This is a genomic window from Paenibacillus sp. Dod16 (assembly GCF_049893405.1).
Taxonomy (GTDB): Bacteria; Bacillota; Bacilli; order Paenibacillales; family Paenibacillaceae; genus Paenibacillus_AQ.
The window spans coordinates 16,136-39,581 of the sequence record NZ_JBNDYG010000006.1 but is presented as its reverse complement, the minus strand read 5'-3'; the positions used below and the strand labels follow the sequence as shown (position 1 = coordinate 39,581).

19 protein-coding genes are annotated in these 23,446 nt (G+C 52.2%); 4 read left to right on the top strand and 15 right to left on the bottom strand.

Features of this window, described 5'->3' with window-relative positions:
* Window positions 1–264: 264 nt before the first annotated feature.
* Together ACPV3A_RS07280 and ACPV3A_RS07275 are read left to right on the top strand one after the other, a co-directional pair.
* On the top strand, window positions 265–1,218 hold the full coding sequence (locus ACPV3A_RS07280) for a D-2-hydroxyacid dehydrogenase (protein ID WP_339219725.1): 954 nt from the start codon (window positions 265–267) through the stop codon (window positions 1,216–1,218).
* A gap of 176 nt (window positions 1,219–1,394) precedes the next feature.
* Entirely contained in the window at window positions 1,395–1,706 is a 312-nt protein-coding gene (locus tag ACPV3A_RS07275) for an MGMT family protein (RefSeq protein ID WP_220683944.1), read from the top strand.
* 13 nt (window positions 1,707–1,719) lie between these two features.
* Here the strand turns inward: ACPV3A_RS07275 and ACPV3A_RS07270 are convergent, their stop codons facing one another.
* The 3 genes from ACPV3A_RS07270 to ACPV3A_RS07260 all read right to left on the bottom strand — a co-directional run bounded on the left by ACPV3A_RS07270 (window position 1,720) and on the right by ACPV3A_RS07260 (window position 5,373).
* Window positions 1,720–2,700, bottom strand: a complete 981-nt coding sequence (locus ACPV3A_RS07270) for a methyltransferase domain-containing protein (protein ID WP_426198615.1) — start codon at window positions 2,698–2,700, stop codon at window positions 1,720–1,722.
* A 19-nt stretch (window positions 2,701–2,719) separates the two neighbouring features.
* A complete protein-coding gene (locus ACPV3A_RS07265; RefSeq protein ID WP_426198613.1) occupies window positions 2,720–3,847 on the bottom strand; it encodes an MsnO8 family LLM class oxidoreductase in 1,128 nt (375 codons plus the stop codon).
* Between the two features lie 110 nt (window positions 3,848–3,957).
* Window positions 3,958–5,373, bottom strand: a complete 1,416-nt coding sequence (locus ACPV3A_RS07260) for a deoxyguanosinetriphosphate triphosphohydrolase family protein (RefSeq protein WP_426198611.1) — start codon at window positions 5,371–5,373, stop codon at window positions 3,958–3,960.
* Between the two features lie 426 nt (window positions 5,374–5,799).
* Here ACPV3A_RS07260 and ACPV3A_RS07255 point away from each other — a divergent pair, with 426 nt between their 5' ends.
* Entirely contained in the window at window positions 5,800–7,119 is a 1,320-nt protein-coding gene (locus tag ACPV3A_RS07255) for a polysaccharide lyase family 7 protein (protein WP_426198609.1), read from the top strand.
* Between the two features lie 96 nt (window positions 7,120–7,215).
* Window positions 7,216–12,228, top strand: a complete 5,013-nt coding sequence (locus ACPV3A_RS07250) for a DUF7594 domain-containing protein (RefSeq protein WP_426198607.1) — start codon at window positions 7,216–7,218, stop codon at window positions 12,226–12,228.
* A gap of 336 nt (window positions 12,229–12,564) precedes the next feature.
* Here ACPV3A_RS07250 and ACPV3A_RS07245 read toward each other — a convergent pair whose 3' ends face one another.
* The 12 genes from ACPV3A_RS07245 to ACPV3A_RS07190 form a co-directional block, all read right to left on the bottom strand.
* Entirely contained in the window at window positions 12,565–13,350 is a 786-nt protein-coding gene (locus ACPV3A_RS07245) for a glucosaminidase domain-containing protein (protein WP_426198605.1), read from the bottom strand.
* Window positions 13,337–13,789 carry a phage holin family protein gene (locus tag ACPV3A_RS07240; RefSeq protein WP_098748788.1) on the bottom strand — a complete coding sequence of 151 codons (453 nt, stop codon included), beginning with the start codon at window positions 13,787–13,789 and terminating at the stop codon, window positions 13,337–13,339. The genes ACPV3A_RS07245 and ACPV3A_RS07240 overlap by 14 nt, the downstream gene beginning before the upstream one ends.
* Window positions 13,790–14,076: 287 nt before the next feature.
* Entirely contained in the window at window positions 14,077–14,214 is a 138-nt protein-coding gene (locus ACPV3A_RS07235) for an XkdX family protein (protein ID WP_082834244.1), read from the bottom strand.
* 19 nt (window positions 14,215–14,233) lie between these two features.
* Window positions 14,234–14,815: a hypothetical protein gene (locus ACPV3A_RS07230; RefSeq protein WP_426198603.1), complete on the bottom strand. Its 582-nt coding sequence runs from the start codon at window positions 14,813–14,815 to the stop codon at window positions 14,234–14,236.
* Window positions 14,816–14,827: 12 nt separating this feature from the next.
* A complete protein-coding gene (locus ACPV3A_RS07225) occupies window positions 14,828–17,422 on the bottom strand; it encodes a hypothetical protein (protein ID WP_426198601.1) in 2,595 nt (864 codons plus the stop codon).
* Window positions 17,423–17,974, bottom strand: a complete 552-nt coding sequence (locus ACPV3A_RS07220) for a YmfQ family protein (RefSeq protein WP_426198717.1) — start codon at window positions 17,972–17,974, stop codon at window positions 17,423–17,425.
* 7 nt (window positions 17,975–17,981) lie between these two features.
* Window positions 17,982–19,136, bottom strand: coding sequence for a baseplate J/gp47 family protein (locus ACPV3A_RS07215; RefSeq protein WP_426198599.1), 1,155 nt, complete (start codon window positions 19,134–19,136; stop codon window positions 17,982–17,984).
* Window positions 19,136–19,594 carry a DUF2634 domain-containing protein gene (locus tag ACPV3A_RS07210; protein ID WP_213643286.1) on the bottom strand — a complete coding sequence of 153 codons (459 nt, stop codon included), beginning with the start codon at window positions 19,592–19,594 and terminating at the stop codon, window positions 19,136–19,138. The genes ACPV3A_RS07215 and ACPV3A_RS07210 overlap by 1 nt, the downstream gene beginning before the upstream one ends.
* A complete protein-coding gene (locus ACPV3A_RS07205) occupies window positions 19,587–19,976 on the bottom strand; it encodes a hypothetical protein (RefSeq protein WP_426198597.1) in 390 nt (129 codons plus the stop codon). The genes ACPV3A_RS07210 and ACPV3A_RS07205 overlap by 8 nt, the downstream gene beginning before the upstream one ends.
* Complete coding sequence (locus tag ACPV3A_RS07200; RefSeq protein ID WP_426198595.1) at window positions 19,969–20,946, bottom strand: XkdQ/YqbQ family protein; 978 nt, start codon at window positions 20,944–20,946, stop codon at window positions 19,969–19,971. Before ACPV3A_RS07200 ends, ACPV3A_RS07205 begins: the two co-directional genes overlap by 8 nt.
* Window positions 20,943–21,587, bottom strand: coding sequence for a LysM peptidoglycan-binding domain-containing protein (locus ACPV3A_RS07195; RefSeq protein ID WP_426198593.1), 645 nt, complete (start codon window positions 21,585–21,587; stop codon window positions 20,943–20,945). Before ACPV3A_RS07195 ends, ACPV3A_RS07200 begins: the two co-directional genes overlap by 4 nt.
* 66 nt (window positions 21,588–21,653) lie before the next feature.
* Window positions 21,654–23,432 (bottom strand): hypothetical protein, encoded by a 1,779-nt coding sequence (locus tag ACPV3A_RS07190; protein WP_426198591.1) that lies wholly within the window; start codon window positions 23,430–23,432, stop codon window positions 21,654–21,656.
* Window positions 23,433–23,446: the final 14 nt, after the last annotated feature.

The window sequence follows — 23,446 nt, the reverse complement described above, 5'->3', positions numbered from 1 at the left end:
CCGCTAGGCCACTATAAGCACCATGTTTTCTTGGTTCGTTTATAGTTTGAGCAATAATACCTGAAAATAGTATGAGGGGTACATCAAATTCGCCTAAAAATATGATGAAGCTTCAATTTACCATAAACCGGACAAAAATTCATGTACAAATTTTCCAATCGGGACAGTTCGTCCATGCGCAAAGTGATGATTTCTGATAATATGTTCCCAAAGAGTTTAACGCTTTTATTCTGGTTTATATCACATTCCTTAGGAGGTAGCACCATGCCGAAAATCGTTGCCATACACGACTTAACCTCGGAACAACAGCAGAAAATCAAGGATATCGCCCCCGACTACGAGCTGCTGGTTACGAAAGCGAAAGAGCTTACGCCAAGCATCGTTCAGGATGCCGAAATCATGATCGGCTGGTCACGCTCCGTACAGGAGGATGTATTGTCTGCAGACAGTAAACTGAAATGGATTCAAGCATGGTCAGCCGGTGTCGATAAAATGCCGCTCAAAGAGCTCGAAGAAAAGGGTATTCAGCTTACCAATGCCAGCGGCGTACATAGCGTACCGATCACGGAGCATATTTTCGCGATGATTCTGGCCTTCACGCGCAACCTTCATCTAGCAATTCGACAGCAATCGAACAGCAAATGGGATACGTCCGGCACGTTCACGGAATTGGCAGGCAAAACCATCGTCATCGTCGGCGTCGGCCAGATCGGCAGTCATACAGCGCGCGTGGCCCAGGCGTTCGGGATGCGTACCGTCGGTGTCCGTCATTCCGGCAAATCCGATCCTTATGTGGAAGCGATGTATAAGGTCGATCAGCTTGATGAAGCGCTGGCGGAAGGCGATTATATCGTGAACATCCTTCCGCTAACCGATGATACCCGTGGACTGTTCAATGAGGCAAGATTCTCGGCGATGAAGGACTCTGCCTTCTTCGTTAACGTAGGCCGCGGCCAGACCGTGGTAACGAATGACATGATTCAGGCACTTCAAGCCGGGTCATTGGCGGGTGCGGGACTGGATGTGTTCGAAGAAGAGCCGCTTCCGTCAGACCATCCGCTGTGGTCCATGGACAATGTCATCATGACACCGCATATGGCGGGCGATACGGATCGCTACGGCGAGCGTGCCGTGGATATTTTCCTGGAGAATTTGCAGAACTATGTAAGCGGTAAGCCCCTGTCGCGAAATGTAATCGACTATAGCAAGTCGTACTAAGACCAGGTAACAAGTTCTTAAGTACAGCTTTAATCCCGCTCACAAAGGAGCCGAGGATCTTGCAACAAACACCTCAAGATCCATACAACAAAAGGAACGTCCCAAGGTTTCCATACCTTTCGGGACGCCCCTTTTTATTTTTTAACTACATTTATACGCAATGGGAGAGAGAATCGATGCAGCCGTATACGGAACGTGTAATTGAAGTGATCCGGAGCATTCCGGAAGGATATGTCATGACGTATGGACAGGTGGCCAGACTGGCCGGCAGCCCAAGGGGCGCACGGCAAGTCGTCAGAATACTTCACACCCTCAGTCACATTCACAAGCTGCCGTGGCATCGGGTCGTCAACGCAAAAGGAGAAATCGCCATCAAGGACGATGAATCCAGACTCATGCAGGAGCTGTACCTCCAAGGCGAAGGCGTTACCGTCAATTCCAAAGGCATCATCGATTTAGTGAAATATCGTTATGACCCTGGGGAATAGGTAGCAAGCCCCATTATTCGCACAACCAGATATCCCTCACAAAACTCCCCTTGCGGGTCGTGCAATGACGCAGGACCTTCCAGCCCGTGCTCATCAGCAACTCGTATAATGGCTCTGTGCTGACGATGACAGCTCGATCTGACAACCGGCGTAAGCTTTGCAGCATCTGCAGCTTCTCTTCCTCCGGGAAAACAGAACACAGATTATACGGCAGGTCCAGGATCGCGGCATCATAATGCCCTTGCAATGTATTCATATCCTGAATGGCAACTTTGTTGTCATCATAACCGTAGTGCCTCAGATTCACCCTCGCTCCCCGAATGGCAAGCGGATTGATGTCACGCCCCTCAGCCGCGATTCCCATCGAGAACGCCTCAATTAATACATTCCCCATACCGCAGCAGGGATCCAGGAGCGTCACTTCACTTAATCGAGGAACTGCCAGGTTGACCAGTGCCCTCGCGATGCGTGAGCTTAGGCCTGTGGAATAATTCTGCGGCTTCTGTTTATGCTTCAGCCATGCGCGTTCAGGTTCATGAAGAAGTCCCAATCTCCAGATGCCGCCTGTTGATATCATACCGAGCGTGACATCCGGGGCTTTCATCTGTGCAATTCCTGTAATTTGGCGGCCTACCACCCGCTCATATCCGCGTGATTGTTCATAACTGAACCGATCTCCCGCCTTGAGACAGACGACTTTGAAGCTTGCGTTGTTAAGATGAATGCGGTCTGCTTGCTCAGCCATTTCTTCGATGGATTCTCCGGTCATCCTGACGTCGATACAGGCTGATAAGAACGGGCTCCGATCCGGATCAACCCATTGCTCGCTTTCCAGCCAATCCTCACCGTCAGGCTCATGACCGAACAGCTCCGTCAGCTCCATCAAGCACAGCTCACGCTCCGTTTCATGACAGGTATACGTGTACAGATAAGGGGACTTATCGCTTATGAAGGATGGACCAAAAGTAATGTCATAATCGTTTGAATGCATCATTTATTTCGTCTCTCTTCTATTATATATGTGCAGCAGTTGACTGCTGCTCCATTAACAGCCGATAGGATTCCAGCCGTGAATTATAATCACTTACCGGCGTGACGATCAGGAACTCGTCACACCGATACTGCTCTGCCATATGCTGCAGTCTGTTTCGCACACTTGCAGGCGTGCCGATGATTAGCCGCTGGGATGGGCCTGACGAATCGGGACCAGACGGGGCCGGATCTCCGGATTCTGACGCTGAATTCCCTTGAGGATCCCCGTCATGGATCGTGGCTGCTGTTCTGCCACTGGAATGTGTATCGCCGCCGCTCCCACCAATTTCTGCTTGTCCGATCGCAGCCAAAACTGTGCTTTGATCATGATCGGCCGTTTCCTTACGACCCGTCGGTACGCTGCCCTGCCCTGGTCGGGGTATCTCCGCGGCAAGCTTCTGCGCCTGTTCCTCCGTCGCCGCACATACCACGCTTACCGCCACCATTGTGCGCGGTTCTTGCAGAAAAGCGCTTGGCCGATAAGCTTCCCTGTAAGATTGGAGAACTTCCGCTCCGTCCGTATCGCTCATAAACTGGCCGAATACATAGCCCGTGCTGAATTCAGCCGCATAACCCGCACTTTTCGTATTCGTGCCGAGCATCCACATTACGGGCGGGGTTGCGGGCACCGGCTTCGCAGCCACTGGCACGTCTTCGTAGCGATACCGATCCTCCAGCAGTTCGGTTAATGCCCGAATCCGCTGCGGCAAATCCGCCACGTGACCCAGGAAATTTCCGCTGAGCGCCATGCTCGTATGCGCCGAACCTCCCGGCGCCCGCCCAATCCCGAGATCGATGCGTCCGGGATACAGCGCTGCAAGCATGCGGAAATTCTCCGCAACCTTCAGCGGGCTGTAGTGGGGCAGCAGCACGGCCCCGGAGCCGAGCCGGATGCGCGCGGTCCTAGCGCCGATATGGGATAGCAAAATCTCGGGCGACGCACAGGACAGATGCTCCAGATCATGGTGCTCCGCCGCCCAGTAGCGCCCGTAGCCCCATGCTTCCGCATTCTGAGCCAATATCACCGCTTGCTGCAAGGCTTCTTCGAACGTACTCTCTCCAAAACGCGGAACCAGATCAAGCACGCTCAGCTTCAATTGGTTATTCATGCAATCCCCCTTTCCGTCAGCATTTCAACTTCCTATAGAATAAAATGCATGCTCATTAGCAGGTGGTAGCTGATCCATTATCAACGCAACCACACACCTGCTCGCCGCTGCTAATCCAAATCGTAGATCGAGCCTACCTTGAGGCCATACAGCTCGTTGTAGATTTTCTCGGCAAAAGCGTCCGTCATGCCCGCGATATAATCAATCACCATATGCTCCCATGTCCAGATCGGCTGCGCCCGCTTCTGGTCCGCTTCATAACGCTGAAGCCAGTCGGAAGGAATGATCGCCGTGGAGGCAACTGGATCGAGAAAAGCATCCCACAAGCGCTTGATGATCCATTCGCTGCGCTTCTGCAGGCGCTGCACCCGCAGGTCGCGAATCATGGTCACCCAGGCAAAACTCTTCAGGACACTGACCGTACGCAGCATGTCCTCGTCTTCCACGCCGTCTTTGACAAACGTCACCTTTTTCCAATCCCCGTTCGTAATTACGCCCAAGCTGCCTACAAACAGGCTGACCCAGTAGGCCTTGACCTCCCGCCGGGTACGGGAATAGTCATTCTCGCAGGTCGGCATTTTCTCGTTCCAAATTTTCAGAAACTCATCCAGCACCAAATCCACTTTCGGTTGGATCTGCTCCTTGGTCCATCCCATCCATACCTCGTCTTCCAGCGTCATGATCTTCTGCACGATCAGTTTGTTCAAGTGACTGTCCCGCAAAAAGTGTTCATGCACCTCGATCTTCCCTGCTTTGATGCCATCTTCCAGATCATGCGCGGAATAGGCGATGTCATCGCAAAGATCCATCAGCTGCGCTTCGAGCGTTCGATGCGTGCCGGGAATTTGCCACTCCTTCCGGATATGGGAAATGTATTCCCATTCATGCCGGTACATCCCCTTGTGATTATCCAACCCGGAGAACGGATATTTATTGATGCCAAGCAGCACCGCATCGGACAGATTGAGTCCGTTGACGTTCTCTCTTTTCTCCAAAAACATGATCAGCCGAAAATTGTGCGCATTCCCTTCAAAATGCTCATACTTGCGCCGCATCGCCTGCTGTACCTCAGCTGCCTGCTCCGGCGTCGGCGTTCCCGGCTGACTTGTCAGCTCCTTCTCGGTTCTCCGGTCGATATGCTTCTCCAAAATGCCCTGAAGCACCTCTTCGCCCTTGTGACCGAATGGAGGATGCCCAAAATCATGCGCGATCGCCGCGCATTCCACCACCTCGGGGTCTATCATCAGCCCGGCGTTCTCCGCCTGTTCCGGCATCACTTCAGGGTAATTGCGGGTCAGGCTTCGCGCCGCTTCACGCGCAATCTGCGCAACCTCAAGCGAATGCGTTAAGCGCGTCCGGTAATAATCGCCGGTGCCGGCACCGAATACCTGTGATTTTCCTTGCAGTCGGCGGAACGTCGGTGAATGGATCAGGCGCGAATAATCCCGCTCGTAAACCGCGCGCGAAGCATCCGACTTCGTTTGCTCCGGATATTGGCGATGCTCTCTAAGCTCCTTCAGTGTCATTTATCCCACTCCTGTTTTATCTGTATAGGGTCGATTCGAAATCGTTCGTTCTTTAGATTATATGCCATCCGGCAGCTGAAAGAAAAATATGATTTCCAAGTAAACCCGTTCCTCCTTGTATACCCGAATTGTCACATTGGCTATCCGCTAAGCACGATATTCCCGTCAGGGTGATGGATGGAGCAAAACATTAACAAGATGATTTGCAATCTCCACTACGCTATTTCGCACCCTCAGGAGGCAGAAGCATCAATAATTCCTCCATTATGCAAAAACGCCAAGCACTTATAGGATTAACACAAGACCTGTGCGCACATTCTTGCTACGTTGGTAGGTAAGCGCTGTCATTCCTGTCTTGAAGCGCGCAACGGAAAGGAGGGAAATGATATTTCATAAGGGTTGCACCATTATACGGGAGGGATTGCTGTGAAACGAAGGCATGCTTTTTCGAAAAAAATAACGATTTGCCTACTCAGTGCAGCCATGCTGTTTGCTCCTCTGTTTGAAGGACACGGATTGGCTGCCGGAGAGAGCCAATACTCGGCTTCCACATCGGCAAGCAGCTACGACTCTCGCTGTGCTTGCGATGCTACGAAAGCGGTGGACGGCAGTCTTAGCACACGCTGGTCCGGCGAAGGCGACGGCACTTGGCTGAGGCTGGATCTAGGATCTGTCAAACCGGTTTCGCTGGTCAAGATCGCGTTTTACAACGGAGACTCGCGTACATTCACCTTCGATATTCAAACCTCATCTGATGGCTCCAACTGGCTTCAAGCACGGAACGCTGTCACTAGCGCTCAAAACAACCAGCTGCAATCCTTCTCCCTCCCCGTCGCGGAAGCCCGGTATGTACGCATTGTGGGCTACGGCAACACTTCCAACCAATGGAACAGTTATACGGAGGTCGAAATATGGGGAGGCACTGCGGATGGAGGAGGCGGAACCCTTGACCCGGCTAAACCCCCTTCGGGCAACTTTGACCTAACCAAGTGGAAAATCACCCTGCCTGACGCGTCCGAGATTCCGGCCGGCGCACTCGCCAGCGGGTATGAGCATCCGGATTGGTTCTATACCGATCCCGTCACCGGCGGCATGGTATTTACATCGCCTAATATCGGTGAGACCACCACGAACAGCACCTACACCCGCTCCGAGCTTCGTGAAATGCTGAATCCGTCGACGAACAGCGCCTCCTCATGGGCCAATAATTGGGTAACCTCTACCTCCTCCCCATCCATAAAATCCCAGGCAGGCGGCGTGGACGGAATGATGAATGCTACCTTACGCGTGGATCATGTCTCCGTCAGTGGGAACGAAGCCGATAAAATCGGCCGCGTCGTGGTCGGGCAAATCCATGGCCCAAGCACCGAACCGATACGGCTCTATTACCACAAGCGTCCTTCGGACAGCAAGGGTGCCGTTTATTTTGGAACCGATGACCTGGACAACAACAACACCTGGGTGAACATTCTCGGCGGACCGAACCAGCTAAATCCTGCAAACGGCATTGCCCTTGGCCAGAAATGGAGCTATGAAATCAAGGTGACCGGGCTTCTTATGACAGTGAAAATAACCCCTGAGGGCGGATCGGCCACCACCGTGACGCATACCCTCCCTAGCGGTTATAACGATAAGTATCTGTACTTCAAAGCCGGCGTCTACAACCAAAACAAATCGGATACCACCTCGGGTCAATCCGATCATGTCAAAGCCACCTTCTTCTCCCTTACCCACATGCACCCCTAACATCCACTAGCTTAATCCCATCCCGGAGCAGTCAAACGGATGCTTCCGGTTTTTTTAAAACACGCTTCAATCACAAATTGAAAAGCGAGGGATGAAATGTTGAAAAAGCAACTTAACCGGATCTCATGCCTGATCCTCTGCCTTCTAATCGTAATGACCGTCATGGTTTCACCAGTGCAGCTTATGGCCGTATCGGCACAACCTGCGGCAGGGGTTGATCTTGCGGATGAATCTTTTGCATCGAATTCCGATCCCCTACCGGAACCAGAAGGGCCGGATATTCTCTTCTTCTCCGATAATTTTGATTCGGAGCGCTACGGAACCGCGGGTGGTGTCGTCGTTCCCCTGCCCTGGGTTCAGACCGGAGAAGGCGGAAGCAAAGCCAAAACCTCCGTATCCAGCAGCGCGCCGTCCACGCCAAACCTTATGAAGATCGATGTAACCGACTCGGTCTATCTGCCTGTCAATACGACGGGGTATGGCAACATTAAGCTGAGCTATTATACGAGAGCCTCATCCTATGTCAGCGGAAGTATTGTGGCCGAGTGGTCCGGTGACGGCGGAGCGACCTGGAGCACGCTGGAGGAGTTTAAACTGGCCCCGGGAACGCCCGAAGCGCCGCGCAGCGAATCCAACACGCTGAAGACTTGGACGCTGCCGCCGGAAGCAAGCAGCAATCCAAACGTGCGAATCCAGTTCCGGGTAGGTGATCCGATGAACGCGAATATGTACATCGACAGCGTCTCGCTGTCGGGCCAGGCCATACCAGGCATTCCGCCTGCGGTCGATCCCGTGCCTGAACCCCCGCCGACCGAAACCGGCCCATACCCTGCTCCAGAAGGTGTAACCCTCTATGAGGACGTTTTGATCGGCAAAGCCGGCGACCGGGACCTCTATACGTCCATCGCCGTTCCGAGTACGCCACCAGCCGAGCCTATGCCGGTCATGATTTACATTCACGGCGGAGGCTGGAATAAAGGCGACCGTAAAAACGCCCTGGGAAGCATCTGCAACTATGTCCTTAAACGCGGGTACATCGGCGTATCCTTAAGCTACCGTCTAACCCCAGAAGCGCCTTACCCGGCCCAAATTCAAGACGTGAAGCTGGCTATCCGGTATTTGCGCGCGCATGCCGAGCAGTACCACATAGATCCGAGTCGTATCGGCGTTTGGGGAACTTCGGCGGGAGGGCATCTCGCTTCCCTGCTGGGAACGACCGGAGACCTGACCATGGAGGATACGGTTACGCTGGATACCGGAGATACGGTTCATCTGCCCGATATCGAAGGCGCAGGAGGCTGGCCGGAATACTCCACCAAGGTGCAGGCCGTAGTGGATTGGTACGGACCGGCCGATTTCACGACCGATTTTGCCGACCGCTACAGCTCGGTCACAAAGCTGCTCGGCGGGCATAACGCCTTATCCGTCCCGATTGAGGCACGGCTTGCCATGCCCGGAACGTACGCCTCTTCCGTTGATCCGCCGTTCTGGATTCGGCATGGTGACGCGGACGCCACCATCCCATATACCGACAGCGTGACCTTCGCCGATCAGTTGACCGATGCCGGAGTGCCGGTCGTGGATTTTGAGATCGTGCCCGGCCAGGGCCACGGTTTTACCGGAGAAGCCAAGGCAATCGCGGATGCCGAAGCTTGGGCCTTTATGGAGCAGCACGTAAAGAATCTGGAGGTAACGACGCCAATCCTCTACAAGGACGGCTACACGCCGCCTGATCCGACGGATCCTACAGATCCGACGGATCCTACAGATCCAACCAATCCAACGGACCCGACCGATCCTACAGATCCCTCTCCGGGCGTTCACGTTGAGGTTGGCCGTTTGGGCCCTACAGACGATGCCCTGATCGACAGCTCCAAACCTGATACCAATATCAACTCGGCTACAGGCACAAGTTTCGGACTTCTCAGCATTTCATCCGGTACAACCAACAAAAAAGTTGTCTATTTCAAATTCGATGCTTCCACCCTGAGCGATCCGGAATACCGCTACGAATTTCAGGTCGCTGCAAAAAAAGGCACCAGCAACACGGATCTAGAACTCTCCCTTTATGGAATCGAGGACACGGCTTGGAGCGAAAACGATCTTACCTGGAACAATGCGCCCGTGAACAGCCTCGATCCGACCGCTTATGTTGGATCGTTTACGGTAAAGGCCGAGAATAGCGGGCGTCCGGAGGTGTACAGCGTCGATGTGACGGACTATGTCCGCAGTCGTCTTGCGAATGGCAGCGTATCTTTTCTCCTTGCGGATGCGGCCCATACCGGTGTCAGCGTCAATATCTATACCAAGGAAGCCAACGGCTCCAGCAATCCAAGGCCTGTGTTGGTCGTAAGCGAGTTGGTGGATTCCAGTCAGGATACGACGCCGCCGTCCTGGCCGGACGGAAGCCGTCTGTCCGTCAGCAGTATCGGCGAAGATTATGTGCACCTGGCATGGCCTTCGGCGGAAGACAACAAGTTGGTTGCGAAGTATAACGTTTATCAAAACGATGTCAAAGTAACGGAGTTGGGCTCCGACATCACCCGCTATGAAACGGAAGGACTGTCTCCGCACACGGAGTACAGCTATAAGGTCGAGGCCGTGGATGCCGCCGGAAACGTCAGTCCGGTTCCGCTAACGTCATCAGTTACGACGCTTAGTGCTCCCTTAGCGCCTTGGCCTGTGGCCTCCGTCACGGCAAGCGGCAGCGACGGCAACATCGAGGATAATACCCTGGACCAGAATTTGTACACCCGCTGGTCTGCCGCCGGCGACGGTCCGTGGATCATGTACGATCTCGGCGAGGCCCGGGACATCGGTTACCTGGGCATTGCCTTCTATAAAGGGGACGTTCGCGCTACGGAGATCGATATCGAAATCTCAGATGACGGCGTGACCTGGTCTCCCCTTTTCAACGGTTCGAGCAGCGGAACCACCACCGCGATGCAGCCTTTTAACGTTCCGGACACGAGTGCACGTTACGTGAAGCTGACCGGGCGCGGAAATTCGGACGGCAGTGCCTATACGAGCCTGACGGAGGTCCATATCTATCCGCCTTTCGCTAACGGGGATACGCCCGTGGCGATCATTCCGGATTTTGTGCCGCAGCCGCCGGAGGGTACCGTTCCTTTTACCGCTCCAGGGATGAAAAATGCGGACGGCAGCGACCATCCGGTGCATCAGGCTTTTGTTGCTACCGGAAGGACGTTGAACGTGGTGGACTACGGGGCTGATCCGTCGGATAACGGTTCGGACGATCGACCGGCAATTCAACGAGCGATAGATGAAGCACTCCCGGGAGACGAGGTGTTTTTCCCGAACGGCGTGTACAACTTAAACAGTACTCCCGATGATCTGACCAATCTGATACTGAAATCGGAGGTCAATTTACGGGGGGAAAGCCAGAACGGCGCGATCCTCAAGACCTCGCTGAACAAGGTCCGGAACAGCACGATGCTGAGATCCGCCAAACAGCATGATCTGACCATCTCCAACCTGACGCTGACTTCCGCTTGGGAAGGTCAATATACGACCGATCACAGAATCAACAACCCGGATGCCGGCGGTCCGGACATGATGATCATTGCCGCTAATTATGGCGAGACGCCATCGTACAACATCACGATCGACGGCGTAACGATCGAAAAATTCAGCCGCATGGGCGTCCGCATCGAGAACAGCCATGATATCGTTGTCCGAAACACCACGTTCCGAAATGCTACGGACCTTGGACCGGGCGGTGCCGGGTACGGCGTATCCATTCAGGGCGTGCCGAAGGTCGACCGCAATGGGTTTGCTAATGATACCAGGTGGAATCTGGTCGAGGACTCTTCCTTCGAGGGGCCTTATCTGCGTCACGGCGCGCTCATACAGTATGTGGCCCATAACAACGTGATCCGGCGCAATGAATTCAACCAAGTCCGGTTAGATGCGATTGATCTGCATGGGGAACTGGAGTATTTTAACGAGATTCACAATAACCTGATCACCGACATGCCGTATGGCGGCGGCATCGGCATCGGAAATACCGGGGGAACCGCACCGACCAATCACAGCAAATCCGGCCCGCAAAACTATATCCACGACAACACGATCCGCAATGCGCGGGAAGGCATCGTCGTATCGATGGGATCGCCGGATACCATTATTGAGAACAACCGGATCGAGAATACCGTCGACATTCCGGACGCCTCCGGTATCAACATTTTGAACGGGCCGGGCACAATCATCAAGGGCAACACAATCCGCCAGAACACCGCCGAGCATTATTGGGGCATCCTGCTTGAGCACGACAACGGGGACACCAACGCGGGCGGCATCGGAGCCGGAGACCCGGAGAACGTGCAGATTCTGAACAACACCATCACCGGGAACAGCAACGGGATTCAGCTTAAGGCAGGTAAGAATATCAAGCTAAGCGGCAATACGCTGGATAACATAGGCGAGAACTTTACGGCGGCTCCTGACGTCACGTATATCGATCTCACCGTGGGTTTGGAGTACAGCACGACAGCCACGACGAATGGAGATGTTATTGCAGCCTTAGTCTCGAATAGTCCAATTACCGTCATCAATAACGGTGGATCTCCAACTTACAAATTTACCGAGAATGGTTCATTTACCTTCGAATATGTGGATGAGGACGGCAACGAAGACACCATAACAGCCACCGTATCAAACATCGATAAAATCGCCCCGGTGCTTACGGTTACGCTCTCGCCTTCCGTACTAAAGGCGCCGAACCACAAAATGGTCGATATTCGCGCTGACCTCGAATCTAGCGATGTAGGCTCTGGCGTTGCATCAGTCGTGCTTACCTCTATTACCGTGGAGAGTGCGGGCGGCAAGGGGCATAGCTGGGATATACAGGAGAATTTGGACGGGAGAGATAAGGAAACCGGTAAAAGTGAAAGCAAAAACAATCGAGGCGATGGTGGCGACCGGGGACCGGATATACAAGATGCCGAGTTCGGTACCTATGATACCCATTTCCGGCTGCGGTCAGAGAAATCGGAGCGTGGCCAAAGCCGAATCTACACCGTGACTTATACTGTGACGGACCAAGCGGGGAATCAAGCGCAGGCGATGGGGACGGTGAGGGTGAAGTGAGCTAAGTTGTATGTTAAGGAACTCACGAGGAGGAGCATGTTATTCTACGTTTACGTAGTGAATTATTATTAAGGTGAATGCACGGACAGGAATTCATCGAACAATCAAGCATGACATTCGTCGGAAGGGTAAGGAATGTTCGAATTCACTAATATCAAACGATTCCGGGAAATGAATAACCGAATCTGCTAGTAAAACACTAACTGATATATATCTACCCATACAACAAAAGCTGCCCATACCGTCTTATTACGGTTGGGCAGCTTTATTGTTCAAAATAACGCTTCATTATATAGATGTGACCTGAGAGAGCAGTTTGCACGTTATATTCTCGATTCACTTACTCGGTCTATCGAAAAACCCCAAACGGTGCAGCACGGTCATGATTCGATAAAAATCAAAACTGCCCTCAGGATCATGCAATACTTCTGCCTGCTGTGCAGCTTGTACTGCCGGTTCTGCCCAAGCTGGAACTTTAGCTGGTTTCTCCGTCTCTACGGCCTTGAGCCTTGTGTTCAACTGCTTCATGGCATTGCTCTGCTCCTCTAACAATTTCATAGCAGAAGCATATTGCTTGCTAAGCTGCTGCATCTGCTCTTGTGTTTTTTGCAGCTCGGCCGTCAATTGTTCAATTTTCATGCGTTCCTCCTCCTCTGGATTAAGCAAATCATATTGATGGAGCAAATTCTGCTCCATTAAGGCGATGAGTTTTTTCGGATAATTGGGGTCTGTGGCATAGCCCCCTCTCCAAATCTCCGTCGCCGCCGTTTTATAATCCGCCCACAATACGCCATGGTAACGCTGTGGCTTATCTCGCGTGCCGTTTAGGATCAGTCGGGTATGATCGGCAACCGATTCACTCCAGCTGTTATACTTACGAAACTGGGCATTGGTCGTATAGGGTGTCTGCCCCCGGTATTCGGTTGTCTGCATGGTGACGCTTCCCGCCGGACCGGTTCCTTTGATGCCAAACAGATTGTTCGCTTTTTGCGTTAAACCGCTCATTCCCCAATTGGATTCCAAAATTGCCTGAGCGAGCGTAAGCGAAGCAGGCACCCCGTACTGGCGCATATCCTGGGTGGCTATAGGTGCCAGCTTGGCTATAAATTCAGAGGGTTTCATCCTTTTTTTCCTCCTTTCGTGCGGTTGGCTTATCCCCTTCTTCGGATTTGATCTGGAATACCTGTACCACATTACGCAGGGACTGGGGGATCGGTACCCCCATTCTTCCCACGTTCTCAATAATAGACAGCAGCTCATTCGCGAGATAGAAGAAGATCACCGTATTCTGAAAATAATTCATCTCTCCCAGCACCCGGTCCACCAGATGCATCAGGGCGATGATGAGAAAAATGGTCATTTTGCGTGCAATTCCAGTATAACCAATACGGCTGCGCAGCTCGCCGTTCATCCAGGCCGCGCCCCATCCGGTCAACCAATCGATCACCACGAACCACAACAACAGATGCAGCGGCAGCGACCATCCGCCCCAGACGTACCCTGTCACGGCCCCCGTCCCCGCCACCAGCATCTTAAACAGCTGACCGATGTGCTCATACATAATTGCTCCTCCTTTTATATGGTTTTGAAGGTGTGAAAAAGCCCTCGGGGAGCCGAGGGCTTGGATTGAAGTTATTCATAGTTGCTTTAAGCAAGAGATAAACCTTTTTAGCATGTACATCACTTCGCCTGCGGATCATGCTTACGATCGCTGTTGCCCCCGGATTTTCCTGAGAACTTATGGATAGGGTTAAAATCCGTGGACAAAGGCGACCGCTTCGCTTCTCCAGCATGATTCCGCCTTCTCCGTTGAAGCTTCTTTTCATGTAAGGCCATTCTAAGCAGCGTTTAGTATGCCTCGCCAGTGATGACTTCATATTCATCCGAGGTGATTACGCCAAACGCAACATACTGCCTCAATTGAGACTTCTGTGCCCATTTCTTTTCATAGTAGTACTTCAATCGTTCAAAATCGTTCTCGAACATCGTCTACCGCTCCTTTCGATCAGCTATTTTCTAATGACAACAACCGCAATTCAAGCCCTACAATTTGAGCGCCCTGCGCCTCATTTTGCTGACGCAACTCTATAACCTCGAGTTCCCGTGCAACCATCTCAGTGCCTATGCGATCGACTTCAGTGGGTTCTTCAGGTTGAGGTTTGGTTAGCTCCTCGATTTCTTCTGGGGTTAGACCTTCGATCCAAAGAGCTGGTTGAAGCGGTGTCTCCCGAACCGGCATGTCGCCGCGCAGCTCTTTGGGAAGTGCCTGCCAATCTGATAGAGCTTCGTGATAAGAATTCTGAGCAGCGCTTACGGCAGATTCGTATGCATTCCAGGATGCAAGATCAAAACATGGGCGGAACAAGCCGGGAGGCACCGGGATGCCGATGATGTAGCCGGAGATGTTGGATTCAGAATCGTTGGGTGCTTCGCCTTCTGGTTGAGTTACGTTTTCTGTTGTCGTTAGTACATCTAATATTCCATGATGCATGTTGGAATAAAAAGGGACGACACCAGAAAAGGTATCGTCCACTAACGTGTCCTCTAAATAGAGGCCGTCTATATTTACTATGGGTGCTGCTTTCATGTGATACCTCCTTTATTGTTCGGCTGGAAATGAAATCCCATCAAGATTTATATTGATATTCCCGCCAGTTTCTATGTTTACATAGCCATCTGGATTAATAGCAACATACCTTGAATTATATGAAGCATCATTAACTGTGGTATACATTGTTTTGATTGGTCTGAATCCTGCAGGTAAAATGAAAATGGAATGTTTCGTTGTATATCCGACTGCCCCATCTGAAACTCGACCGGAAATATAAATTATTCCGTTTTGTTTTTTATATCTAACAGGAAGTTCCAAATTATAGCGCTTCCAGCCATTTAATAATGTTGGTGTAATCCATCCCGGTATGTCTTTATCTGCCTTCTTATTCATCAGCACTGATACAACGGTTGCGTTTTGATGAACGGCGTCTGTCAACTCTTGGAGTATCGACTTTTCGTTCACCGCATACGATCCGGGGAAGGGAACGAAAGGCGACTTGTCTAGCATCAGGTAAGTGACGGAATAGGCGGCTGTTATATCGTGACTGTCATATTTTACCCGCCGCTCGCTTCCGTAAGCTACATTACTTCTATACTCCCACTGATCGCGGTATCCGTTTTTATAAACGTTCAGAAACCTTTCTACTTTGTGATTCAGAATCGAACCCGGCAAGTTGATATCGTTTATCACATGTGCATCACCAGTCCGTTGAGGAACCACACTTTCACGAATCACAATTCCCGACCCTACCTCGATCTGATTGTCGCCCTCATTAAACGTCAGCATACCTTCGGATACGATAGGTTCGATTGTTGGCGTTGCGAGTTGGTATATTAGTTTGTATGGCGTCCATTGTGTGTATCTGGAATATGATAACGTTGTTGTTGATGCCGTCGGAAGGGTACTTGTGTAATGTGTGGCATATGTTAAGCTACCCGATGAATACATTGAGTCTAAAGGGCACCATGCCTTGCTTCCCGTACCGTTATATGGCTGGCTCACATCAGCCTGTCCGCCAAAGTACATTTTCCAGCCCATGAAATATGCCTTAATCTCGTCAGTTGTCGGCGTATAGTTGTCACCCCATCCAGTGTCTGCGTTGGAAAAGGAAATATAACAACGCTTTGCGTTTCCTGAATCAATAGCACCAATGTCAGGGCCGTCGGTGATCTGAATCGATTGGAGTATTTTGCCGTCATGTTTTACGATTATTTCAGAATACGGTCCAGCTGTTTTACTAGGTAAATCAAAGTAAGTCTGTTTCCATCCAGCCCCCACTCCACTGACTCCGACATAATTAAAGTTGTCGGTTAAAGTAGCTTTCCCCCACTTCGTCAGCTTGAAATACTTCCAGTCCTTCTCGAACACTTCGTCAGCATTCGTACCTGTCGACGGATCGGCGAATAAGTCCGTTTGCAGCGCGAGCATGGAATCATTGCGTGGTTTGAACCGTTTAAATTCGGTGCCTATCGTAAGCATAGGATTTTTAAAGGTATAGGTCCCTGCACCTTTTGGCCCGGAAGACATTAAGATATGCAAATATGCCGCATTATTTGCGGTTACGATAGAGGCACGCTGAGCATTTAGAAATCCGCCGTTATTGTTGATAAGGACTTTATCTTTGTCCATATCCTGTAAGGCTATGAGCCCGTCATTTTCTACCGTTAATGTATACTCTGTGTTAGGTACACACGGAATCCAATATTGAAATCCAACATTGACACCTGCAGCATTAACTCTACCTTCATAAGGAGATTCAACATACGGGAAACCAGCCAGAGGACCTGCAAAAGACGCTTCATAAAACGGCGGTAACAGATTCTCCCCGTGTCGGATCGCATACGGACTTCGTACAGGTTGGACGCTATCGACGTATGGATATTTGGCGGCTACTTGAGCAGCTGTCATTGCTCCGAGTTTATTATACTCTGATTGTGTAATTTCATAGATCCGGAATCCGTCAAAGTAGGATACGTCCCCCACTGATCCTCTAATGAGTCCATGTAATACGAGATTACCTGTCCCCTCAATATCAGACGGTTTTATTCCCAAAAAGGAAGGGGTAAACTTTTCTGTATCCGTGACTGGCGTTCCATCAACGTTGATTTTTCCAGAGATTTCCAAAACCAATCTTGATTCTGCTCCCATTGCCGATTTTACATCTACGACGGCAACATAATATTTAGATCTGTCTATAAGATGGGCTATTTGTCGGTAGCCAGTCCCCTGACCGTTTCCTCCACTTATAACTGTTACTTTCAGACTGTTAGAACCGTAGACTTTGTTGCTTACGTCAATGGATATAGTCGACGTGTTATGCGTCCATCCGCTGATACTCTCACAATCTCCATCCCGCCCCAACAAATTCACCAACGTCCGCCCTTTAATCCCACTCAACTTAAAAGGCGCGCTCCGCTCCACGTTCACGATCTGAAGCCCCGGTTGCAGCACAACTTCCCTTCGCTTCTCCGTGTCCAGACGCTTTTCCAATGCGTCGATGGCCTCGCTGGTTTCACCCGCGAACCGATCTACAGCATCCGCGTTCTGATCAATATATTTCTCCAGATCAAAGTATGTCGTAGACGGCGAGGTTCGATCAATTTTATTCAATCCGATATTCTGTGTAACCGGATTCGTCATTTAGGCTCCTCCTCCCAATAATCTGTCTTGTGTCGTTGCTGATATTTCCTCAAAGGTCATGCCTTCAACCTCGGCTATGGTAAGATAACGTAGCGCATAATCAACCGCCAGATGCGCAGGCTTAATCTCCTCGATGGCCGATTTTAGATCGCTTAAATTCGGCGGAATGCCTAGCGTATCCACATACTTTACGGTAAAGCCCCATTCTCCTGGCTTGAAGGATACCTCCACAGCTCCCCGATCGTACGCTTCAGCCACGTTTTTCACGAGCGCTCCCGAGAAGGTTCCCGCTCCGCGCAGCTTGGACTCCAGCACCGCCCGCCGCTGCTCGATCGGTTTGTTTCGGTCGGTGGGAATGCCAAGCTCCATCTCCCAGCGCTCCAGGCCCCAGGTGGCTGTACGGACGAAGAACTGGTCTGCGGCAGAATTCAGCGCTTGGTAGAGCGCGTCCAACTCGCTTCCCTTAGCATCCATGTCGGATTGCATAACGCGGGAGGTCTCGTAATAGGCCGGAAGATAAGAAAACAGCTCGCGACCGCGCAAGCTGTTCATTCGGGCATTATTCACTTACGCTCACCGTCCCGAGCACCGCTACCTGACCGGAGCCAATTTCGATATTTTGCTGCTCGGTGTGGCCGTTAATCGTCAAATCCGAGTAGTCGACGATAATTGGAATATCCAGCAATACGGCGGCAATCCGCGTATACCTCACCAAAGGGTCTTTCCGGTTAAAAGCGATCTGCTGTAAATACGTCCGGACACCGTCCTCGATCAGCTTCCGGATTTCTTCCATCGTCGAAGGCTGCTCCTGCGTACGCTGCACTTTGACGGAGATATCAATCGCCACTTCCGCGGCAGGCATCACCGTGATAACCGGACCGGCCGGGGCAACCCCTTCGCCCTGTCCATCCTGGGACGGGTCAATGTACTGCTGAACGGCATTCACGATATCCTGGCTTGCCGCACGCTTGTCCGTATCTATGAGATACAGTCCAACGGTACCGGGTCCTTTCCACAACGGCGCCACTTCCACGCCGCCAACGCCGGCAATCTCATTGGCCCACTGCATGTACTGCGCTTTGTTGCCGCTCGTTCCCTGACTTCGGACTTTCGCGTAAAAACGCTCCAGGAGCGACTGATCGCTTTCGGTATCCGTCCCGCTCCGGGTCGGTTCCGGGTTCGTAACCGATGTTACGCCGCTGACCGACGTCATCATGAGCTGAATGACGCCTGCAGGAACATTGCCGCTACTGCCCGGCATGACGGCTCGAATCGGCGCCGTGCCGGTACCCAAGTCACTCAGCGTAACGCCTGATGTGGTCACATACTCCACTGAGGATTCCCCGGAGCCCTCATCGGCTGGTGTAGCGACATAGGTTCCGGCAGGCACTGTCGTCCCCGGCTTCCCCGTAAACAGAACGCTACCGGATGAAGCGACCGCTTCCCTCCGGGTAATGCCATGCTCTGCCGTCCTCAGCTCGAGTTCGGCGGAACGGATATCCGGATGATCGCTTGCCACGGTGCTTGCAAAGCCTCGACGCAGCAGCTCCTGTGCCCACAAAGCTGCTTCGGACAGCATAAACGCGACCGGCGCCTGCGCATCCCAAATAAAAGAGCCCTCCGACTTGTCGACGTCCGAAGGCACTTTGTTCAGCATGCGGTTCATAATGTTTTCTTCCGTCTGATCCAACAAATACAACGGCAAATCTGCCATCAGATCACCACGCTTTCTATAATTTCCGTCTCATCCCGGACACTCGTAATGCGGCAGCTGAAACGGCAAGCTTCTCCTTCCCAGGCAAAAAGGAACTGATCCACGCTCTCCGTCCGAGCGTCCGCGAGCAGTGTCTCGGTCACCATGCGCTGAATCTCGCTCTCTTGCAGAGATCGGTCATAGCCCTTGCCGACCAGTTCTTCCAACTCGCTGCCGTAATCTCGCGTATAGATCAAATGGCGGTAACGCGGCGTACGGATCGCTTTTTCGCACCAGATGACCCAGGCTTCCTTCTCGTCCGCAACCGGAATCTTCCGGGTCGGGGACATTACGAACTCGCCGGCTTCAAAATCATACCGCCAGCTCCGCCCAAAAACAGCCCCGTCCCCTTCCAGTACCTCCGGGTCGGTCGTATCCGTCCAGATCATGTCATCGCCTTCCGGGAATAAATTAGCCACCACTGCTCACCACCTTACACACGACCACCACGTCATTGCCGCTGTTGACCCGAACGGCGAGCACGCGGTCCCCCGGTTTCAAGCCTTTTCTCAATTCAAAAAGGGTATCTTCAACTTCGTTCTCTTCGGCATCAAATGTCATATCCTGCTGTTGGCCCCCCAAAGTCACGGTGCCCTTAGCCGTATAACGGGGCAGGGAGAGCATTCCCGGCAGCTCCGCTACCATATAGTCCTGAAGCTCATGCCTGAAATCATCCAGCTTGAGTCCCGTCGAAGTTATCGTGCCAAGCACGGCCCCTACGCCGCCCATGGCTTGACGGGTTTGCTTGTTCATTGAGGCGTATAAGGAGGACGCCAATTGTCCATAGGGGTCTTTATTCAAGGTAAAACCTCCTTTTTACATCGTCATAACTCCCCAGCTCCAGCATCATGCTTCCGGGACTACCCAGCTCCCGGCTGACGGAAATCACGAGCAGCTTCATCGAGCCCAGCATGACCGCATCTCCGGCGCGGATTGTATTGATATCGGGGGCATTGAGGGAGATGGTCTCCCGAATCCCCCTCAGTTTGCTCCGGGCCAGCTGGCGAGCTGCCGCAGGCGACTTCACCTCATCATCCTGAATAATAGCCTGGAGTTGTCCGTATTTGGCGATATCCTTCTCCTCGATGGCCATCACCTTGGAAGGAACCTCTTTTCCGGTCTCGCTTGCGGCTGTCGCCAGCACCTTGACCTTAGTTGCCGCACCCTCCAACGTCCGCGATTGTGTAGTATCCGTGATAGCCTCCAGGATGTATACCTCTTTGTTCGTTCCTAACTCATACAGCTCAAGCCCTGAAGCAATCATCCGCGGATGATACAGCTTGCCGCCGGCTTTGGCCGTCTCCCGCAGATCAGCGAACATGCTCGCGTAGATCGACTGGGTCCGGTAAACGGAACGCCCCAGCTGCTTCTCGGTATCGGGCAAAACCGCAATTTTCAGGTTCCAGTCCGCCGCGTACTTTTTGAAGCGCTGGGTAGCCGTCTGCTTTGCCGGGAACAGATATTCATCCTCCGATTTGTCCAGATATACCGTCCGATCGTACAATGTAAGGGTCATCCGCTTCACCCCGTTATTCGAGGTTTCCACTTCCCACACGACAGCCGGGTGCAGCAGGGGGACATAATCCTTTTTACCATAAGGTATCCCGCTGATCCGGATCGCCATTCCCGGCGAGATTGGCGGCATATCCGGCGTTACGACCAGATTGACCGTTCCCTGATAAGCGACTTGCTCAAGCGAATCCCGTAGACTGATCGCTTCCACCAAAGGAGATAAATCGTATTGATCCTGCAAAATCACCTTGTAACTCATGACAGCACCAGCTTTTGGCCAGGCTTGATGGCGTTCGGATCTTTACCGATCATTTTCTGATTCAGCTTGTAGATCTGGTTCCATTTCGAGCTGTCCCCGAGCTCCAGCTTGGCGATTTTGGAGAGTGAGTCCCCTGACTTCACGATGTACGTCTTGTTCTTCTCCTTCATGTCGGCCCGGGGCTTTTTATTCGTTCCAGATGCCCCGCTGCTGCCAACCGTTTTGGCCACCTTCATGTCGCTCCATGTCCGAAGCGTGATGTCAAAATACACATCCCCGATCTCCCCGCCTCGGAACGTGGACTGATGGGAGGCGATGTACACCGGTACGTTCACTGCCGTCTCGGTAATGACGAATTGCAGGGGCGTTTTATACGTCAAAAACTCGTTAAGTTTATTCATCGCGGTTTGCGGTTTAATATGATCCTTCTCTTCTCCTTTGCAATAAGCTGCATCATACTCTTGTGGGAAAAATGAAGAGAACGATATCTCCTTGATCCGATTGCCTTGCGGAAAATCAAATTCCCCATAGTTGAGAATCGTAGCCGTTTCCAGTCCCTTTTGGCGTGAAATGGTCACCTCTTCGGGATTCACTGGAAATAGGAACGTCATGCCTTTTCCGTTCTTCAAAAGAAACTCCACCTTGGCCCCCTCCTTTCTATATGGATGCCTTCGGACCGACTTCATGCCTGCTGTTAACCATCATCTTCAATAGGCCATCGGAGTCGGTTTCCGGTTCTGCGCCGCTTTGCTGAATTCGGCTCTCAGCCGCTGCCCGATCAGAAGAATCAATCCTTCCACATCGATCGGGTGTTCCTCATGCACCGTTACCTGCACCGCGCCTGGAGGAAGATTGTAATTCACGGTTGTCTCCGTTTTAAAGTCCATCAGCAAGCCGGATATCGTGCTCATCTGCTCCGGACTGATCTGAACAGATTGCGGGGAGGTTGGCTTCCCTGCAAAAGCTTGGTTTTGCGCTGCACTCGCGGGTGGACCAAAAGATCCACTGCTTGAAGAATGGCTAGGTGGCACATACGGGCCGTATGTCGGGTTCAATGCTGGATTCGGCAGCAGAGGCTTGCTGAAATCATTCGGCGCTGGTTTCGGAATGATGGGAGCCGGAAGGGCAGCCGCACTAGAGGGTGGTCCCTTTGGAACATCCTTCGGTTGAGCAGCTTCCTTGTCTTTTTTCCCGAAGGAAAACGTCTTGGAGAACCATTTCGACACCTTCTCCTTGCCTTCTTTAAACTGTTCGCTGACACCGGTAATGGCACCGCCCACCTTCTCGCCTATAAAGCTTCCTACGGTGCCGCCGAGCGTTGAGCCGATCATCGTGCCTGCAACCGGGATCACGGAGCCGACGATGCCGCCGATCGTGCTTCCGATGCCTCCGCCGACGGCAGAGCCTATAGCTTGGTTTCGTTCTTTCCCAGGCTTGGCTGAGGCAATTGCGGTCGCATCGGCTATATAACTCAATGGGCCGAGGATCCGTTTGCCAAGCCCTTTCATCAAGCCGGAGCCTAGGCCGCTTTTGCCTGCATTTTTCACCGCACTTGCTCCAGCGCTACCGTCAGCTGCCTGTTTTACTGCATCTGATCCTGCACCGGTCTTAACAGCGCTTGCCGCACCTCCGGAAACGATGCCGCTGGCACCGCCGCCACCAAACATCCCCTTGGTCATATCCATGGCACCCTTGAGCAATTCCAGCGGTCCTTTTGCAAGCGTACCAGCGGTTTCTACAAGGTCACCCACTTTATCAGATCTGTTAAGAAATTTGCCCCACTTCGTTACAGGCTTCTCCACTTGTTCAGTCTTGGCGGCAGCAGCCGTATTTTGATTGGCTTTTTTGCCTCTTTGTCCAGGTCGAACGATTCGACCCTTGTTGACCTCGGCGGGCTTATTCTCGACAGGTTTATTCCCAGAGACAGCCTCTTTAGCGCCTTTGAATTTACCTTTCAGTTGCCCCCCGGCTCGCATAGTTGCGCCAGCGGTGGTTACAAATCCTAAAATGCCTATAGCCGTATCCAAACCCGATTTTTTACCGCTCCCACCGCCTCCAAGCTGAAGCGACCCAAGCGCAGCCGTAAGCTTATCCACTGCCTCCGTATTCGCCGTCAACGCATCGGTCAATGGAGAAAAATCAAGCCCGGCCGCCCGCAAATCCACCTGAACGCTCGCCTCGATCTGCTTCTGCACGCTCAGATTTAGATTCGTATCAATCTGCTTCTGCACGTTCAGCTTCACATTTGCCGATGCCTGGATCACTTGGGACTTCACCCGCCGCATTTTGGCGAGCAGGTTGTCCAGCCCCTTCGAGGCGCTGTCCTTCAGCACGATTTCAGGTGCCATGCGGGTACGTCCGATTCGCATGACGCGTCCCTGGATCCGCTCAAAATAACGCTCCATCGCCCGCAGCTCGCGGTTGGCCTTGATCACGTTTTTCGGATCGATGACCAGATTCATACGATAGTTCATGCCTTCAGCCATTTCATTTCACCTCC

What these genes read in the sequence shown, in the direction of transcription:
- ACPV3A_RS07280 (WP_339219725.1), top strand. Translation starts at nt 265, where the DNA reads ATGCCGAAAATCGTTGCCATACACGACTTAACCTCGGAACAACAGCAG.
- ACPV3A_RS07275 (WP_220683944.1), top strand. Translation starts at nt 1,395, where the DNA reads ATGCAGCCGTATACGGAACGTGTAATTGAAGTGATCCGGAGCATTCCG.
- ACPV3A_RS07270 (WP_426198615.1), bottom strand. Translation starts at nt 2,700, where the DNA reads ATGATGCATTCAAACGATTATGACATTACTTTTGGTCCATCCTTCATA.
- ACPV3A_RS07265 (WP_426198613.1), bottom strand. Translation starts at nt 3,847, where the DNA reads ATGAATAACCAATTGAAGCTGAGCGTGCTTGATCTGGTTCCGCGTTTT.
- ACPV3A_RS07260 (WP_426198611.1), bottom strand. Translation starts at nt 5,373, where the DNA reads ATGACACTGAAGGAGCTTAGAGAGCATCGCCAATATCCGGAGCAAACG.
- ACPV3A_RS07250 (WP_426198607.1), top strand. Translation starts at nt 7,216, where the DNA reads ATGTTGAAAAAGCAACTTAACCGGATCTCATGCCTGATCCTCTGCCTT.
- ACPV3A_RS07245 (WP_426198605.1), bottom strand. Translation starts at nt 13,350, where the DNA reads ATGAAACCCTCTGAATTTATAGCCAAGCTGGCACCTATAGCCACCCAG.
- ACPV3A_RS07240 (WP_098748788.1), bottom strand. Translation starts at nt 13,789, where the DNA reads ATGTATGAGCACATCGGTCAGCTGTTTAAGATGCTGGTGGCGGGGACG.
- ACPV3A_RS07235 (WP_082834244.1), bottom strand. Translation starts at nt 14,214, where the DNA reads ATGTTCGAGAACGATTTTGAACGATTGAAGTACTACTATGAAAAGAAA.
- ACPV3A_RS07230 (WP_426198603.1), bottom strand. Translation starts at nt 14,815, where the DNA reads ATGAAAGCAGCACCCATAGTAAATATAGACGGCCTCTATTTAGAGGAC.
- ACPV3A_RS07225 (WP_426198601.1), bottom strand. Translation starts at nt 17,422, where the DNA reads ATGACGAATCCGGTTACACAGAATATCGGATTGAATAAAATTGATCGA.
- ACPV3A_RS07220 (WP_426198717.1), bottom strand. Translation starts at nt 17,974, where the DNA reads ATGAACAGCTTGCGCGGTCGCGAGCTGTTTTCTTATCTTCCGGCCTAT.
- ACPV3A_RS07215 (WP_426198599.1), bottom strand. Translation starts at nt 19,136, where the DNA reads ATGGCAGATTTGCCGTTGTATTTGTTGGATCAGACGGAAGAAAACATT.
- ACPV3A_RS07200 (WP_426198595.1), bottom strand. Translation starts at nt 20,946, where the DNA reads ATGAGTTACAAGGTGATTTTGCAGGATCAATACGATTTATCTCCTTTG.
- ACPV3A_RS07190 (WP_426198591.1), bottom strand. Translation starts at nt 23,432, where the DNA reads ATGGCTGAAGGCATGAACTATCGTATGAATCTGGTCATCGATCCGAAA.